16 protein-coding genes and 1 tRNA gene are annotated in these 15,919 nt (G+C 43.9%); 3 read left to right on the forward strand and 14 right to left on the reverse strand.

Going from position 1 to position 15,919, the window contains the following annotated elements; translation table 11 throughout:
• Positions 1-27: 27 nt before the first annotated feature.
• The 5 genes from WC841_05200 to WC841_05220 all read right to left on the reverse strand — a co-directional run bounded on the left by WC841_05200 (position 28) and on the right by WC841_05220 (position 3,148).
• Positions 28-465, reverse strand: a complete 438-nt coding sequence (locus WC841_05200) for a DUF2000 domain-containing protein (protein MFA5828724.1) — start codon at positions 463-465, stop codon at positions 28-30.
• A 172-nt stretch (positions 466-637) separates the two neighbouring features.
• Positions 638-1,873, reverse strand: a complete 1,236-nt coding sequence (locus WC841_05205; GenBank protein MFA5828725.1) for a hypothetical protein — start codon at positions 1,871-1,873, stop codon at positions 638-640.
• Between the two features lie 82 nt (positions 1,874-1,955).
• Positions 1,956-2,027 (reverse strand) — tRNA-Asn (locus tag WC841_05210).
• A gap of 16 nt (positions 2,028-2,043) precedes the next feature.
• Positions 2,044-2,283: a GIY-YIG nuclease family protein gene (locus tag WC841_05215; GenBank protein MFA5828726.1), complete on the reverse strand. Its 240-nt coding sequence runs from the start codon at positions 2,281-2,283 to the stop codon at positions 2,044-2,046.
• 469 nt (positions 2,284-2,752) lie between these two features.
• Positions 2,753-3,148, reverse strand: coding sequence for an NUDIX hydrolase (locus WC841_05220; protein ID MFA5828727.1), 396 nt, complete (start codon positions 3,146-3,148; stop codon positions 2,753-2,755).
• Between the two features lie 53 nt (positions 3,149-3,201).
• On the opposite strand from WC841_05220, the gene WC841_05225 reads away from it, so the two are divergent.
• The gene (locus tag WC841_05225) at positions 3,202-3,543 is read left to right on the forward strand and encodes a hypothetical protein (GenBank protein MFA5828728.1); all 342 of its coding nucleotides are present in this window, start codon (positions 3,202-3,204) and stop codon (positions 3,541-3,543) included.
• Positions 3,544-3,564: 21 nt separating this feature from the next.
• On the opposite strand, the gene WC841_05230 is transcribed toward WC841_05225, so the two are convergent.
• From WC841_05230 to WC841_05270, 9 genes are all read right to left on the reverse strand, one after another.
• On the reverse strand, positions 3,565-4,248 hold the full coding sequence (locus tag WC841_05230; protein MFA5828729.1) for a hypothetical protein: 684 nt from the start codon (positions 4,246-4,248) through the stop codon (positions 3,565-3,567).
• Between the two features lie 76 nt (positions 4,249-4,324).
• Positions 4,325-4,843 (reverse strand): hypothetical protein, encoded by a 519-nt coding sequence (locus WC841_05235; protein MFA5828730.1) that lies wholly within the window; start codon positions 4,841-4,843, stop codon positions 4,325-4,327.
• Positions 4,844-4,870: 27 nt separating this feature from the next.
• Entirely contained in the window at positions 4,871-5,956 is a 1,086-nt protein-coding gene (rpoD, locus tag WC841_05240) for an RNA polymerase sigma factor RpoD (protein MFA5828731.1), read from the reverse strand.
• Positions 5,957-5,988: 32 nt separating this feature from the next.
• A complete protein-coding gene (dnaG, locus tag WC841_05245) occupies positions 5,989-7,782 on the reverse strand; it encodes a DNA primase (GenBank protein MFA5828732.1) in 1,794 nt (597 codons plus the stop codon).
• 218 nt (positions 7,783-8,000) lie between these two features.
• A complete protein-coding gene (locus tag WC841_05250) occupies positions 8,001-8,357 on the reverse strand; it encodes a hypothetical protein (protein MFA5828733.1) in 357 nt (118 codons plus the stop codon).
• A gap of 191 nt (positions 8,358-8,548) precedes the next feature.
• A complete protein-coding gene (locus WC841_05255) occupies positions 8,549-9,631 on the reverse strand; it encodes an aromatic amino acid transport family protein (protein ID MFA5828734.1) in 1,083 nt (360 codons plus the stop codon).
• Between the two features lie 567 nt (positions 9,632-10,198).
• Positions 10,199-10,900 (reverse strand): hypothetical protein, encoded by a 702-nt coding sequence (locus tag WC841_05260; protein MFA5828735.1) that lies wholly within the window; start codon positions 10,898-10,900, stop codon positions 10,199-10,201.
• A gap of 21 nt (positions 10,901-10,921) precedes the next feature.
• On the reverse strand, positions 10,922-11,650 hold the full coding sequence (gene uppS, locus WC841_05265; GenBank protein ID MFA5828736.1) for a polyprenyl diphosphate synthase: 729 nt from the start codon (positions 11,648-11,650) through the stop codon (positions 10,922-10,924).
• Between the two features lie 29 nt (positions 11,651-11,679).
• Entirely contained in the window at positions 11,680-12,798 is a 1,119-nt protein-coding gene (locus WC841_05270; GenBank protein ID MFA5828737.1) for a hypothetical protein, read from the reverse strand.
• A gap of 305 nt (positions 12,799-13,103) precedes the next feature.
• Here WC841_05270 and WC841_05275 point away from each other — a divergent pair, with 305 nt between their 5' ends.
• Entirely contained in the window at positions 13,104-13,457 is a 354-nt protein-coding gene (locus WC841_05275; protein ID MFA5828738.1) for a hypothetical protein, read from the forward strand.
• Positions 13,454-15,787 carry a DUF87 domain-containing protein gene (locus WC841_05280; protein MFA5828739.1) on the forward strand — a complete coding sequence of 778 codons (2,334 nt, stop codon included), beginning with the start codon at positions 13,454-13,456 and terminating at the stop codon, positions 15,785-15,787. The genes WC841_05275 and WC841_05280 overlap by 4 nt, the downstream gene beginning before the upstream one ends.
• Positions 15,788-15,919 lie beyond the last annotated feature (132 nt).

Here is a 15,919-nt window from a genome sequence, read left to right on the forward strand (position 1 = left end):
AAATCAGAGAAGAAATGAAAAGTAAAATTAACCCCGGAACAAAGAGAACTTGCCAGTAATTTCTTTTAATTCAACTGTTGTACCAAACAAGCAAATCCCATAGTATTCTAAATCCTGTTCCGATGATAACTTGGTTGCCCGGACTTGTTCTTCTGATGTGCCAACTGTCATGGTACTGGTGAAGTCGGTAAAGGGAATGCCCCTTTTAATTGCTTCGTTTCGGATAGTTCGAATTTTGTTGGAGTTATCGGCTTGAAGAACAATAAAAGGAAAATGGGAGATATTGGGGTGCTTGCCACCATCCTTGTCTTCATATTGCAAAAAGCACATTTCGTCTTGTTTCCCATACCCACCTGCTAAACCCGCAGTCATATGGCCTAAGGCGTTCATAAGTTTGCCGGTTTCAATTTTTTTATTTAAAACAGCGACAAATCTTTTTGAATTTTCGTCGGGTAAATTGTTCATATTTTTTTATATATTATATCCCAATCCCGTTCGACGAGTGGAATGATTTTAGAACTGATAATTCATTTCGGGAAGACATAAATCAGTATCGTCTGTCTTTATGAATTGTGATTCGTACATAGGTGAATACCATACCCTCTCGTTTACAAGCATAATGGGCAGCGAAAATAATTCATTGCATAAAGGCGGGTAACCCATGCCTTCTAGTCTTATTTTCGATTGCCCTAGAAACCGCAGGCCATCTTGTGATATCAAATAATTCCAATATTCCAGCCGTCAAAACATAATCACTCCGATAAATATCACAGGCAACATGATCAAATACCTCCATTGCTCTTGTTAGATGGCTTCTTAACTCGTCGGTTGCTCTTTGAAAATGATTATGAGTTGGATTTATTCCTAGAAAATTATAGTTCTCCATTAAGCTTTGGGTCATTTTCTGAGGGTCAATTCTACCGCCCTCACCTCTTCTGGCCAAATAGTCAGCCAGCCCGGCCATATGTGCAAGTAACTCATCCTTAGCTGCCGCATAAGCCTGATTAGCCATCATTGTTAATTCCAGTGCGTGTTGATCATACGCCTCAACTCCTTCTGTTGTGTCAAATCTGAAACTATTATTTAGGATGTCTACATATCTTTTCTTTAGATTTTCAACCCCTTTCTCATCGGTGTAACCCTCTGTAAATTCTTCATCAAGAATGTGACGGATATCATGATCTACTTCATGAGCTAATTTTCCATCAGTATTAACATGTTTAATCATTTTCTCAAAGTCACTAGTCACCTCAGCGATTGGGAAAACTAAAACTCGGTATCGACTAACCCGCGATTCTTCCCACAGCGATGGAGATAACCGCCCCTTGAGTAAAGCACCACCGGTCTCAGTCTTTCCTTCGCGAAGATTTCCAAATTGTGGAAAATCCTCCCCATCGTCATAAATGAAACAGACTCCGACTCTTCCATGAAAAAATACACCCAGATTACCTTGTGGTTCCTTTTCAAATAAATCCCTATAAAGATATTTGGCCACAAATTTATTGTATTCAACACTATCCATTGATGTTTCTTTGTCTACATTGGGAAAAAGATTAAAATAAGCAGTTTCTGCTCGTCCCATCGCTTCTGATAAATTTTGATCATATTTGTCCCACCGATCAAATACTCGCTTCATCCCATCAATTTCCCAATCGGACAATTCCGCTTCTTGAGCATGAGCAATGGCAGAAACCCGAATATCCTCGATAGAATCCACCACATTCATCGCTTCAACACTCTCTCTTCTTATACGACTCACCTGTTCGAGTTGCGCTATACGAAAGTCTAAACTGTTTCGTGGAATCTCTTTTGGAATCGCATATGGAGCTTCTTTGGGCTCTGCCAGTACTATCTCCCCGCCAGTTTCTGCCATAAATAAGTATATCAGTACCTAAAATTATTCTGACTCCACCGCGTCCTTCGGATTTTCAGCTCGCATTGAGCTCGCCGGAATGCTCCCCCGCGTGGATTCGGACCACGAACCTACCGCTTAACAGGCGGGCGCTCTACCATTGAGCTACAGGGGAATGGTATATGTTGTTTTTAAATTCTAGTCTTGAGATATTTTCTGCCAAAACCAGTTTTTAAAGTTTTCTCCCTTTTGATAGCCAACTCTTTGTTGGTGCAACCTTCAAAATAGACTAATATGACCGGAAGTCTATCGCGAGTGGCAATTACTTTGCCGGAATTGTGAAGTTTTAGCCTATGTTTAAGATTATTAGTGTAACCAATATAGATTCCATCATCTTTTAAACTCCTTAATACATAGGTGAAATAAAACATAATTTAATGTTACTACCATTGACTCGCCCGCAGGAGCTTCGCTCCAGCTTTCGCGAGCGGGGCTACAGGGGAACGTAAAATTTTTCTTTGAAAAATTAACGTTCCTACAGCGTTTTCCGATTTACCGGAATTACGCTGGGAATAATTAATTCTTTGAGAAAAATTATATTAAAGAGCGAGAGGGTCGTATGGGATTATATCATCGAAACTACGCCGATAAAATACCCTTTATTCGACCTTTTATTAAACTGAGGCAAGAGGTTTTAAGATTGCCGCAGTCATTCCTTCCTTCGCAATGACGTGTTGACTTGGTCTAGAGGTTTTAAGATTGCCACTCCTTCCCTTCAACTACGTTCAGGGTAAACTGGCTCAGGGTCGCAATGACCCTCCTACGCTACCGACTTTGCCAAGGCTACGGAGGGCAAGGCGTAATGACGTTGGGGGGGGAAAAAAAGGTGGTAGGACGGGGTTATTTTAGTTCCTGATAGAGGGCGTCTAAAAAAGCAATTTTGGGGAGATCTTTTATCTGTTCGATTGTCACCCACTTGTAATCATCGTGTTCTTCGGGATTTAATTTGATTATCCCGCTTTTATACCGGCAAGAATAAACCAATTGGAACTGATGGCGTTCGGGGTTTGATAGGTGATCGAAGCAGAAAATTATTTTTTCGATATCTACCTCTAAATTAACTTCTTCCCTGATTTCCCTACTTAGGGCATTGACAGCCCTTTCATCAAAATCTATGGACCCGCCGGGAATATCCCAAACGTTTGACATATAGTCGTTTATAGGTGAGCGGTGGGTGATTAAAAATTTGCCGTCTTTTTTTATAAGACCATGGGCAGCGACTTTGAAATATGGCATGGGTAATTTTAACAGTTTTGTTATAATATCGGGTGTTATAAGGTTTAAAAAATATGAGTCCATTTAAAATAGAAATTGGGGGTGAACCCGGGGGTGAAGAGGTTGATTTACAGGTGGGTGAAGAGGAATCCACACAAAAAGTCCCGTGCGAATTTCAGGTTAGGGGAGGCCAGGGCTTTGTGGCGGCTGGAGCTGATTGGTTTGCGGGCGGCAATGGCAGAGAAGGAAAATATTCTGCCCTTTTAGTTGCTTGTCCCGTGGATTCCATGAAAAGGTTGGTGGTAGGAAAAAACGAGTCTGATACCGCAGAAATGGAGTGGCAGAGATCCACTGGTCCAGTTTTGATACGAGTGACTTTAAGCCGAATTTTACAAGTGGTCGAAAAAGGGCGGTAAAAATCTAGAAACGGCTAAATTTTATTGTGTTACACGAACGGTTTTGGAGGGAACCGGGAGTGAAGTCATCTCGGGCAAATTGGCTTTGATGATCTCTTTGATTTCGTCTTTGGTGACAAAACCATCGGCACAATAAGTTTGGTTTTCGATGACCTTTTGGAAAACTTCACAGTTTAGACCCATACCGTATTGGTTACCCCCGCCCTGAGCGAGACCGGTCTGAACTTTTGGAACTCCGGAGGGCATTTGGAAGCCGGTGGGCATCTGAAAGCCGGAAGGAAGAGGGATAGCTTTGTTGCCAAGCATCATGCCCATACCAAGAATTCCCTGGCCTAGTTCGTCATCTTCACAAATAAAACCATAGAACTTTTGGGCGGTTTCACAAGGGATGCCTTTGGCAAGATCCTGACCGGATTCGCCCATCATTTGTCTGGTGCCGCCGTCGGAGGTGTCGGTGGTACCCCAACCCCAGGCTTTGGTGCCACTTGGCATTGGCATAACTTTTGGAGTTTCAGAGTTTTGTCTTTTCACGGTGGTGACTGAAGAACTACCGACGGGTAATTGTTTTAGAATATTTTGCCAACTGATGCCTAACACCTGGGAATTTTGGGTGGTCAGCCAGAGCTGAGCTCCCTGAAATAAGGCGAGAGCAAATAAAGAAAATGCGCCGAGGGCGATATAAAGACGATTGCTGTTTGGGTTCATATTAATAATATAATGGGCCAAATTTTGAGGGTTGTCAAGAATGAGAGTGACCGAGAATGCCGGAGGAGCAGAAAAATTACTTGAATTCAAAGTCTTTTATCTCTGCAGCCAGATGGGGCATGGTTTCCGTGACAAGACCGCGAACAACGGCAGAATATCGGCCTGTTCTTTCGGGGCCATAGCTTGGGGCATATCCTAGAATTAAAGTTGATTCAATCCTTTGGGATCCGGCTTCCGGCTGTTCGGTGTATGACCACTGGTCGCCGTCTAACCGATTCCTGACTAGAAACTCGGAACTGAAAAAATCGTCGCTGATCATAACAGGATCGAGATGCGCCGCTTTGACCTCCCCTACAACAAGCGAAAGAACGAAAAGCCGAGAGGCCTCCAGATTTGGAAATGATAATCTTAGCCAGCCGGAATTTTGTTTCAAACGGGTACCGGCAAACCATGGAGTCAGGTCTATTTTGTCCATACTTTCTACAACTTCCGCAGGAGAAGACGGGTAATTGGTACCAAAAATTTCGTGTAAAAGCGGTTGATCGGCGGGGGCGGGGGCAGTATGGATTTTATCGACTTCAGATTGTGCGGACATTTTTAAAAAGGTGACTTGCTGATGTGATTATTCTAAATAATCCATGAGCTTTTTTCTACGGGAAGGGTGCCTTAATTTTCGCAGGGCTTTTGCCTCGATTTGACGAATACGCTCGCGGGTGACATTGAAAATCTTGCCGACTTCCTCGAGAGTTTTGGGGGTTTCCCCCATCAAACCAAAGCGGAGAGATAAAACTTTTGATTCCCGCTCGTCGAGGCTATCGAGAACTTCCTCGATGGATTCGCGCAATAATTCTTTTGAAGTTTCTTCGTAGGGAGAGGGCTGGGTGGTGTCTTCGATAAAGTCACCTAAAAATGAGTCTTCATCGTCGCCGACCGGAGTGGCCAGAGAAGTAGTGTCCTGAGAGATCCGATAAATTTCTTCTACTTTTTCGATAGTAACCCCAACCTCTTCGGCGATTTCGTCGATGGTCGGCTCGCGGCCTAGTTTTTGGGTAAGGGCGCGGGTGGCTTTGTAAACTTTGTTGATGGTTTCCACCATATGAACGGGAATACGGATGGTTTTGGCCTGGTCGGCGATAGCGCGGGTAATAGCCTGACGTATCCACCAGGTGGCATAGGTGGAAAACTTGAAACCCCGGTGCCAATCAAATTTTTCGACAGCGCGCATAAGGCCTTGATTGCCTTCCTGAACCAAATCAAGAAAAGTCAAACCGCGGCCGATATATTTTTTGGCAATGGAAACAACAAGCCTTAAATTGGCATTGATTAAGTCAGCCCGGGCGACCTGAGAACCTTTTTCGATTTCTTTGGCTAATCTGACCTCGTCTTCGAAAACCAAAAGATCGATTTTGCCAATCTCTTTGAGATACATGCGGACCGAGTCGATACTGCCTTTGGGAGACAGTAGGGCCAAAAGATCGGCGCTATTGAGTTTTTGTTTTTCGGCCTCGATGGCTTCTTTGGATTCGACTTTGTCGAAAACATCGACACCACGCTCGAAAAGATAATTAAAAACATCATCTACCTGCTCAATATATTTTTCCGGCTCGGGAATAAGAGCGATGATTTCTTCGTTGGTAAGATAGTGGAGCTTTTTGGCCTGGGCGACTAGGGTTTGTTTTATCTTGGAAAAATCTAGGGTAGCTGGCATCGGTGTATTGTATATGAAATTATTGAGTAAATCTACCTTTTTTGGGACTGAAAAGCAGCAAGTTTTGCAAGTAGCTGGTTGTACTCGGACTCGATGCTTTTTAAATCGACTTCATCGTCTGAGTTTTCACTATTGGCAATAACCGTACTGAGATTGTTTAGTTTATCCTTTAAATAGATAATATTCAACTGGCTGATGGTCTTTTTTATTTCCCGGGTTTTTTTGCCGGATTCGAAGTTTTGAGACTCGGCGGCAATGAAAAGACTTTGAAAAGTATCCCTAATTTCGGGCGGAAGAGTATCGCGGAAGGTTTTGGGGTCAAATTTTTTGGTTTTTTGCAGGGTATCGGCGATGGTTTTGAAGCGGGGGGTGTCAAAAAGGGAGAGATCGGCGGCGTGTTTTTTGGCGACTTTGGAGGGATCCCGGCAGGAAATAATGAGAATTAAAAGAATTTCTTCCAGTTTTTCTTTTTTGGGAGGACCGGAGGGAGTGGCTGATACGGGAGCGGAAACGGTGATATTGGACTTGGAGTATGAGCTATATTTGGCCGACTCGGCAACCACGGCCTCTTCTTTGGAGCCGACACGGTTTGCCAGTTTCCCCAAATAATCGGATTTGGTAACAGCGTCGGAAATTCGGGCTAAAAAGGGCAGGACGGCGGCCATAATTTGGCTCTTACCGCGGGAAGTGGCAATACCAAAATTTTTGATACTGGAGTCTATAATAAAATCCCAGATAGGCACGGCCTTGGAAAGCCTGGAACGGAAAAAATCGGGATCGGCCTTGACGGCCTCGTCGGGATCTTTGTATTTGCCTTCTAGATCAATTACCCGGATGTCAAAACCGAGATTATCGGCCAATTCAATGCTTTTTTTGGCGGCATTGTTGCCGGCGAAATCAGAATCAAGACCAAGAATAAGGGTGTCGGTATAACGTTTGAGAAGTTGGAGCTGATCCTGGGTAAAGGCAGTACCTTTGAGAGCGACAATGTTTTGGATACCTATCTGGTAGGGAGAGATCATATCAAACTCCCCTTCGACGATGACAACTGAGGATTTGGTTCTTATGGCTTCTTTGGCTAAATTAAGGCCAAAAAGCATTTGGCTTTTGTGATAAATTTCGGTTTCGGGAGAGTTTATATATTTGGCCATGTTTTGATTGGGGGCGAAAGGGAGAATCCGGCCGGAGAAGCCCAAAACCCGGTCGCGATAATCGGTGAGAGCAAAGGTGAGGCGGCCCTGAAAGCGGTCGTAGAAACCGCCTGATTTGTACTGACTTTGGCCGAAGGTACCGGTGGATAAAAGCTCCCGGATGGTATAACCCTTTTTTTGAAGAAAATTGGCTATGAGCCTGGAATCGGTGGGGGCAAAACCAATTTGAAATAGCTTGATTGATTCCCTTGTTACCCCTCTGTCTAAAACATAATCAAGGGCCTTTTGGCCCAGAGGATGGGATAAAAGAATATAGTTGTAGAATTTGGCAACGTGGCTGTTGATTTCGATGAGGATTTTTTTGGCGGCTTCTTCGCGACTGATATCCTCATTTTGTTGGAGTTTTACCCCAGCGATTTTGGCCAGCTGCTCGAGAGATTCGCGAAAAGATATGTGCTCGTATTCCTGCAAAAAAGTAAAGGCATCACCGGCTTTGCCGCAACCAAAACATTTGAAAATTTGTAGCTCGGGAGAAACTAAAAACGAAGGGGTTTTTTCACCATGAAATGGACAATTGGTGACATAGTGGCGGCCCCTTTTTTTTAGCGGTAAATATGCGGATATTACATTGACAATGTCTATTTTTTGCTTGATTTCGTCGACCTGATTTTCCACTGAGTAATTGTAGCATTCAAACCCTAACCCTACCCTTTCCCTTGACAGGGCAAGGGATAATTGAAATCAAAACATCCCCCTGCCTGCCGGCAGGCAGGGATTGCCACGTCGTTCCACTCCTTCCGCCAAAGGCGGAGAAGCGCAATGACGGGTAAGAAGCAATGACGGAAGGGGTTAACTGAATACGAGGAGGAGGTCATTTGGTTGAAACCCATCTATTATGCCTGAGTGACAATATCCGCTAGCGCCTGGCAACCATCTCTTTCTGGACTATTATAATTTGCTCTAAGAATAGGCTGTCCGTCTTTAGTGTGGGAAATAATGGTTACTTCGTTTCCGATCTGTTTACGAATTTCGCTTGCGACGGCTTGTCCATCTCGTCTACTAGTGCCCAAATTATCAGCCACAATTACAACTGCCCGTTCAGGAATACGAGGAATTAGCGCTAAAGCTTTTTCTAGGGAATCTGCAGTTTCACGAACACTGTGACCATTTCTTTCTAAAGTAGCTCTGGTTATTTCTATTTGATCGGGATTACGTTTGATAAGATAAGTTTCTGCGTGAGACGGTGACATGTATTGGTATGATACAAAAAGATGGTGGTAAAAGCAAGAAAGGGACCGAAGGTGGGGAGAGACAAATAATTTTGTAATCAGTAATCGGTAAGAAAGGTTTAGCCGAATTCGAGAATGAGTCCGTGCAATCCAAATCCCTCTTTAATTCTCCCTTTGACAAGGGAGAACATTGATTATTGCCAGGGGAGGGTTTAGCCGAATTCGAGTAATAAACCAAAAGTAAGAGATACAAAGATAAGAACTGCAAGAAGGAAGGTGACAGGTCGGGGATTGATTCTTAGGCGGATGGCGCAAATCATGAGAGCAGAAACATATATGGTGATGGCGCCGGTAAGAGAAATTACCTGGATGAAGGGGACGGAAAATAGAAAAAGGCTAAGAAATGGAATAGCCAGGGGAAGAATTTGCGAAACAGGTTTTGAGAGACGGAAGTCACGATAAAAGAGCTCACGGAAGACTAAGAGAAAATTGAGAGAAGCTTCGTAGGTAATTAGAAGTCCAAAAACCGCCAGGCATCTCCCCAACCAGGGAGAGACTTTGAAGATGCCTGTGATCGAATCTACGGACAGAGAAAAACCGCTAAGCCGAATAACGGAAAAACTGAAAATTAAATAAATTAGTGAAACTAAAAGCAAACCGATAAGGGAGGCCAGGACGGTGTGTTTGGATTTGTCGGGCTGACCGCGAAAAAGCTCCTCTATTTCGGGAATTATAGTAAAACCACTGAGGGCAAAAATAAGAGAACCGAAAAAAGAAAAATTGGGGACAACCGAGCTGAGAGCCGGAGGAAGAGCTTGCAGGGCGGCAGAGAGAATTAGAAGAGGAACAAGAAGGATGGCGATGGGGATAATGTTTTCCAGGCGGCGGATGAGATCGAAACGGTAGAGATGGCTAAAAGCCAGCAGAATTATGAAAATCACTGAGGCGGCAAAAAGCGGAATATAGGGGAAAAGAATGACTAAAAAATTTGAGAAAAGCTTGATATAAGCAATGGTGGCACCAAGACCGAGCAGAAGAATATTGAGGGAGGCAAGAGTTTTGAAATTTTTGCCAAGATAGATTTGGGCGTAACCGGAAAACTGATGATCCCCGGCCGTGTTTAAAACAACTTCGAGATAAAAGTAATTTATGAAACCGGAGACGATGGTGAGAATTCCCAAAAATATCAGAGAAAAATAAAAATCCGATTTGTAAAAAAGATAAGGCAGGGCGAAAATTCCGGCGCCGACAGTGCCGTAAAATTGGAGAAAGACGGCCTTTGAAAAGCGGGACATTGGTTAAGTATAGAGTCTAAAAGTCTTAAAGTCGAAAGTCTAAAGTTTAAAGCCAGCATAAACAAATTAATAATTAACAATTAACAGATTTGTATCTGTAATCGGTAATCAGTAATTGGTAATTAGTAATCTGTAAACTGTAATTAGCCTTAGCTGTAAGCGAGTGCACTAAATCCCTCTTAAAATTTCAATTTGTCCCGCCCGTCGGACAGGCAGGAGCAATCTTAAAACAACTCTACTATTTCAATCCTGTAAGGATTGCTTCGTCGCCTGAAAGGCTTCTCGCAATGACGGGGGCGGAAGATTGCCACTCCTTCCCTTCAACTATGTTCAGGGCAAGCCCTTCGACAAGCTCAGGATAAACTAGCTCAGGGTCGCAATGACGGGGAAAAGGGAAATTAAGAATTTAAAAAAACAAAAAACCAGGAAAGCTCTAATTTCCCTCGAAGCGGCGGTGGCGGCGGTTGAACTCGATGGCGGCGTCGACAATTTTTGAGGGATTAAAATCGGGGAAATGATCTTTTTCAAAATAGAATTCGGCATAGGCGTAATTTATAAAAATATCGATTAGTGGTGGAAAAACTGACGGACGGAAAGAAGTAGATAGTTAGTGGCAGCCGAAACGAATAGGATGCCCTGCAATGCCTTGTTTGTGAGGGACTTTTCGCCTTTTTCTGTCCCGGGGGTGTTTGGATCGATTAGCTTTATACCTTCTTGGGTTTTGAATAGATTATTGGAGTGGCGGAGAGAAAAAACAGCCCTGTCGACGATAAAAAGAAGTGACATCTTGTCGGGGACACTTTCGTCCCTTCCGATTAAATCGTAATTTACTCCATATCTTAAATAGCATTTCATTGAATCGAATAAAATACATCTAAGCTGTGTGATATCGGCAGGCGGTAAACTCAAAATCCCCTTTAGCCCGAGTTTATTAAGAGGAGTACCTTCGACAAACTGCTGTATTCGGGCAATCCGGCTTGTCCCGGGAGCAGTACCCCCAACAACCAGATAAGATTGAGCGACTATGGATTGTCTGGCTTGTTCCCCTGCGGTCCTTAACGTCAACTCTTCCAGAGTCCGTAATTTTTTTGCTTCGTTCCAAGCCTGATGCGGAGTATGGTCCCAAAAATTGTCCTTGGCGACCTTGACCACTACACCTTGGCCACTATCCGGAAGATAAACATTGGTTGATTTAGATTCGGTAGTGTTGTGATGATGATTCAAGTCAAACGGTAATCCCTGAGTATCAGACGAACGGTCGATCGACATATCTGATGATATCAAAATTTGTTAATTTCCCCCGAAGCGGCGGTGGCGGCGGTTGAACTCGATGACAGCGTCAATGATTTTTGACGGATTGAAATCGGGGAAATGATCTTTTTCAAAATAGAATTCGGCATAGGCGTTTTGCCAGGACATGAAGCCCGATAGGCGCTGTTCACCGGAGCTGCGGATAATAAGATCGGGATTGGGATAGGGCTGATTTTGCAGATTGAGATATTTGTCGATCAACTGTTGATCGACTTTGTCCGGACTGATTTTGTCGGCGACAATGGCAGAAACAACGCGGGTAATTTCGTCTTTGCCGCCGTAATCGAGGCATATATTGAAAACATGATCGGTAAAGTGAGCGGTGTCGGCTTCGGCTTTGGCGATAGCTGAGGCCAAACTTTTGGGAATACGGTCTTTACGGCCACGGTGGATAATTTTTACTTTTTCTTTTTTGGCGGAGTCAATTTGTTTTTTGAGAAAAAGCTCGTAGAGCTTCATGAGATAGGCAATTTCTTCTGCTGACCGGTTCCAGTTTTCGGTGGAAAAACACCAGACGGAGACGGTGTGAACGCCGATTTCCCAACAAGCTTCGGTAACTTCAACAGCGGCATCAAAACCCTTTTTGTGGCCTTCGAGGGTATACATGCCCCTGGCTTTGGCCCAACGACGGTTACCATCGGGAATTATGGCGATATGGTGGGGAATTTCTGAATTTTCAGGCAAGGAAAGATTCCATTTTGATTTCATTAAAGATTACGTCGGATAAAATTATAAAATCATTCCGAGGCTTTGCGGAGCTTGGTTATTTTGAATAGATATGGAGAGACAATATAGAGAACTTCGAAAGTGGCCACCGATAACTCGAAGGCACTGGGAATGTTGCTAGTAACGATATATGCGCCGATACCAAGAATGACGGCGTTTTTGAAGGTTTGATCCATCTTGATTTTGTAAACTTTGTTGATTGCCTCTTGAGCGATAGAGGCTTTTTGGGCGGTATCGGAAGCTTTGGCGGCGCCGGTATAACCAGCGTGGTAGGTTGTGAGAAATGTACCAATGGCGGTGATTAGATTCATGGTACTGTTTTGACGGGTCAAATCCGCCATAAGAGTAACCCCCTGAAAGGAGGTGGGGAGGTGACGAAGGATAATAGTGGAGAGGATAAAAAGAGTGCCGCTGAAACCACCAATTTTTAGTAACATCCGGTTGTAGTTGATGCGGGCGGAGAGAATTTTTTTATTGCGCGAAAAGATAAATTTGACAAGGCGCCAAAGAAACCGGCCGAGAACGAAAAACAAAGTCATACCAAGCCAAATTTTGGCGATGGTTAACCAATCAAGGGCATAACTTTCGGTGACTTTGAAAAAAGGGAGGCGGAAGTCGGTGCCGCGAAGAGGATAGTCGGGATATTTGACGAAATCATAGAGGAGTTTTGGATCAAGGGGGGTGTTGTAAAAATCGATAAGAAATATCCGGCCGGCGGAAAAGAAGGCAATAGCATTGACAATAAAATTGAAAACATAAAAGACGATAGTGGCATCTCCCTTTCTTATCTTTTCGGTAAAGACGAAGTACTGGTCATTTTCTTTGGTATTTTCCAGTAGTTCCTCGAAGACTTTGAGCCTGGTGTCGAAGAAGTCACCTAAAAGACGGAGAGGCATAAAAGCAAGATTTTGGATAACACCGATAAGGAGGACGGAAACCCAGATTTGGCCGGTAAAGTTGTAAAGGGTAAAAAAGATACTGGCGTACAAACGAAAGCTGCCGCCGCGGAAAAACCAGATAAAAATGGCAAAAAGAAAAATTATGAGGGCGGAAGTAAGGAGTGGCAGCCAGAGACGGCTGTTGTCGATATTCCTGATTTTGGAGATTGATTGGTCGCTACCGGTATCCACTATGTGATTATAACGAATTACGAATTAATAATTACGAATTACGAATTATCAGGTAATCTGTAATTGGTAACCGGTAATCGGTAACCAGCTCAATTAAATCCACCCCTATCCCCTCCTTTGAAGAAAGGAGGGGCACTACTCGTCATTGTGAATGAATAGAGGGAATGTGACGATCTCGTGTTTCTTGCCGTAAACCATGCCTGCCGGCAGGCAGGGATTGCCACTCCGCCAGTTGGCGGATCGCAATGACGGGGTATGGAAGAAGTACTGGCTGAAAGGGCGAGTTTGACTTATACTTTGTAAGTATGGCAGAAAATAAAGAAAGACTGGGGGTAGGTGAAATCGGCGGGAAGCAAGAGACGAGAATGGTGGACGTGGAGACAGCGGCCAGAGCACCATTGCCACGGGAAGTGGAATCGTGGATGGAAAAGGTGGAAAAAGACCAGACGGTGCAGAAAATTGTGAATGATGACAGGACAGGACAACCGGTGATGACACCGACAGCACCGACGGATCCGGTGATTCAACTACCGATAACGAGAGGTACTTTTGCGGCAGGCTTTGGCAAGGCAATAAGCGATGCCGGAAGGTGGCTATCGGTTTTTATTTTCAGAGTGATTAAAATTAAGAAAGGAAAAGTTAAATTTAAAGACGAATGAACCCGGAAACTATTATCAGCCTGGTGACATCAATAATTGTATTTGCATTTATCGGGACGTTGGTGATCCTGCTTTTGGGATTTTTGGGGTATTTGCTGGTTTTAAGGTATAGATGGAGAGACAGAGAAGCCAAATCACTTGGGATGGTGACGCTGATGGTAGCAGTACCACAGGATAATGAGATAAAAATTGATGCCATGGAGCAGATAATTAGCTCGTTTTCGACCATGTACAAAAGCGCCAAGTTTAAATTTTTGCAAACCTATGTAGCCCAACCCAATTTATCGCTAGAGATTGTGGGAACGGCGCAAGACATTAGGTTTTATATTTGCACACCGAAAAAACTTCAGGATTTGGTGGAAAAACAGGTTTATAGTGTTTATGCCGGGGCTGACGTAAGACAAGTGGATGAGCCAAATATATTTACTGAGGATGGGAAAGTGGAATATGTATGGTTGGCACTAAAAAAGCTGCCGCATTACCCTTTGAAAACATATAAGGAAATTCCGACTGACCCAATGGCGGCTGTAACTTCGGCTTTGTCAAAACTAAGTACCGGGGAAACGGTGGCGATACAATTGGTACTTTCGCCGACTGACGGCAGTTGGGCAAAGGCGGGGAGAAGCTTTATCAGCAGTACTAAAAAGTCGGAGGCAAACCCGGAGAAGGCCTCGTATAAAGTGGATGCAAGACAACTGGAGGCGGTGGAGAATAAGGCGGGAAGACAGGGCTTTGAAACGGTAATAAGGATAGTGTCGTGTGCCCCGAGCAGCGAGGTTGCGAAATTAAATATTTCGAATATTAAGGCATGCTTTGGCCAATTTGAATCACCGTGGAATAAACTGTCGTCTAAAAAAATGTATCTTAAGTCATTTTTTGTGGATGATTTTATCTATAAATATCCGGTGGTGTATTGGTTTAAAAACAAGACCATATTGTCGACAGATGAGATTGCATCGATTTTTCATTTTCCCAACAAATCTATTGAAACACCAAATATTTACTGGCTGAAAGCAAAAAAGGCACCGGCGCCGAATGAGGCTGTGCAGGAGGGGCTGTATATAGGCGACAACGTGTATCGAGGGATAACTAAAAAAGTGTGTATGACAGCATCGGACCGGCAAAGGCATTTTTATATCGTGGGACAAACAGGGGTGGGTAAATCGTGGCTTTTGGCAGACATGGCGCTACAAGATATTAAAGCCGGGAAGGGGGTGTGCTTTATTGATCCGCATGATACGTTTGAAAGCATATTGGAGAGGATTCCACCGGAGCGGGTGGAGGATGTGATTTATTTTGACCCGTCGATGGTGAACCGGCCGATGGGCTTTAATGTGATGGAATGTGAGAGAGAGGACCAGAAAGATTTTGTGACTAGCTCGATTATTAACCTAATGTATAAACTGTATGATCCTTATAAAACCGGAATTGTGGGACCTAGGTTTGAACATGCAATAAGAAACATTATGTTGACGGTGATGGCAGAGCCGGGGGCGACATTTATCGAGATTGTCCGGTGTCTGACCGATCCGACTTATGTGCAGGCAATGCTACCAAAGGTGAACGACCCGATGGTAAAAAGATATTGGACTGATCAAATCGCCCAAACTTCGGATTTTCATAAATCGGAGGTGTTGGACTATATCGTGTCAAAATTCGGCCGATTTATTACCAACACGATGATGAGAAATATTATCGGGCAGTCGACGTCGTCGTTTAACTTTAGAAAAGCCATGGATGAGGGGAAAATATTGATTATTAATTTGGCCAAAGGGACAATTGGCGAGGAAAATTCGGCCTTTTTGGGATTGGTTTTAATCCCCAAAATTTTGATTGCGGCCATGAGCCGGCAGGATACGCCAGAGGCGAACCGGAAGGATTTTTATTTGTATGTGGATGAGTTTCAAAATTTTGCCACCCAGGATTTTGCCGTAATTTTGTCAGAAGCCAGAAAATACCACCTTAACTTGATCGTGGCCAACCAATTTATTTCACAGATGGATGATGAGGTAAAAAATGCCGTTTTCGGAAACGTAGGTACAATTTCGACTTTTAGGGTGGGAGTGGCCGATGCAGGGTTCTTGGTGCGGCAGTTTCAGCCGGAATTTAACGAACATGACCTTTTGAACCTGGGAACGGGAGAAATTTATATGAAGACAATGCTTAACGGTGTCCCCCAGTCACCATTCTCGGTGCGGGTGGCGGCGGTGGAAAAGAAAAAACCGGGGAACCCGAAACTGGCGGAGATGATAAAGCAGCTGTCGTCGATGAAATACGGCAGACCGAGAGAGATTGTGGAAGCGGAAATTGCCAAGAGAGCGAGATTCTAGGAAAAAACCCTTCCGTCCCGACTAAAGTCGGGACACCTTCCCTTGACAGAGCAGGCTAATACAAATTTATAATTCCTTAAGGCGGATGCCTTGCAATTTTTCTTTGGCTTCGATAAGCGGAAAATTTTTTCC

Source organism: Candidatus Shapirobacteria bacterium (assembly GCA_041659325.1).
In the GTDB taxonomy this organism is placed as follows: Bacteria; Patescibacteriota; Microgenomatia; order UBA12405; family UBA12405; genus JBAZYN01.